Genomic DNA, 1,512 nt, shown 5'->3' on the forward strand with positions numbered 1-1,512 from the left:
CCACCCCCGCAACTACCTGGCCTTCCTCGGACTCGCCGCCGCCATCTGCTGCTACAAACGCCTCGTCCGCCTCACCACATAGGACACGGTCTTAGTCCTCCCGCGGCAGCCCAAGCGCGCCGGTCCGCTTTGCACCCTTCAGTTTCACACCGGCCAGCTTGGCGCCACGGAAGTCCGCCTTGCTCAGGTTCGAGCGGGTAAGGTCCGCGCCACGAAGATCCGCACCCGTCAAGGTCGCGTTACTCATATTCGTGTCGCTCATCTTGGCGTCCCGAAGATCCGCGCCGTCCAGCAAGGCGTACTCCAGATTCACGCAGTCCGTTCGCCCGACCATCTCACCGGTCATATCGGTCACGGAACCTCCGCATGTCACGTCCGCTCCACGAAGGTTCGCGCGCGTGAGCGTCGTGACGCTGAGGCTCGCCCCCGCCAGACGCGCTCCCCTGAGATCGGCTCTTTCTAGGTAAGCGCCGTCCAGGTTCGCGTATTGGAGGTCCGCCTGGCGGAGGTCCGCGCCGTTCAGAAAGGCCCAGCGCAGGTCCGCTTCGGACAAGCCCACCCCGGGCAGCGCGATAGACGCCTTGCCAGACAACCGGAGGCCGCGGAGATCGGTCCTGCTGAGGTCGACGACCGTCCCGGCGTCGCGGTCGGGGTCGCGTCTGGCCAGCGTGGCGATCGCTGCCTTGACATCTGGCTTCGGCACGTGATCGTAGGTGCCCTCAAGTGGTTCCTTCAGGCTCTTGGTACTCGATCCTGCGTGCTGCTGCGCGAAGGCGGCTAGCACGGAGACCACCGTGGGGTGGTCGCGGGCGGAGTCCTGCATGATGCGCTGCAGGGCGTAGATGCCGCCCAAGCGGATGTCCAGGGATTGCGATCCCAGATTGCCGACTGCCGCATTGAAGCGGCTGGTGATCTGTCCGTGTTCTGAGATCCGGAGTTCCTTGCTGGCCTGTCCTACCTGCATCCAGGTGAACAGCAGAGCGCCCAGAGCTGCGAGTCCCGGCAGGCTGACTGCAACCAGACCCACCCACTGCATCCGGTCTTGGGCCTCGTTCCTGGACACCGCCGATCGGCCATGGTTCCGACGCCGGCGGCCACGACGCCGACGAGCAATGCGACGGAGCCCGTCGACACTCAGTTTCCCCGCCACCCGCTCATTGCATCTCGCTGCATAGGCGTCAGCAACTCTCACTACTCCAGACAGACCGGTGCCACTCGATGATCCGAACGCGCGGTTGTCACGCAGTTAGCCACTCCCCAAAAGGTCTCTGCGAGCCAGGCAGCACCGCTCCTGAGGGTTCCCTGTCGGGGCAAGCCCGAACGTGAATCTGAGAGATCGGAGACGGTGACCAAGCTGCGGCATGGCCAACACCCTCGCACGTGGCCCGATCACCGTGAAGTCAAAGAGACAGGCTTTACGAGCTCGTGCATGGTTGGCGGTGACGCGTCGAAAGGTGCAGGTCGGGCCGGGGGTCACCGTGCCTGACGGGCCCCGCGGGTGGCGGTCTGTTG

At 65.1% G+C, this 1,512-nt stretch carries 1 protein-coding gene; it reads right to left on the minus strand.

Annotated elements, in window-relative coordinates:
- Positions 1–91: 91 nt before the first annotated feature.
- Positions 92–1,027, minus strand: coding sequence for a pentapeptide repeat-containing protein (locus tag ACWFQ8_RS33530; RefSeq protein ID WP_453790040.1), 936 nt, complete (start codon positions 1,025–1,027; stop codon positions 92–94).
- Positions 1,028–1,512 lie beyond the last annotated feature (485 nt).

It is taken from the genome of Streptomyces sp. NPDC055254 (assembly GCF_053606025.1).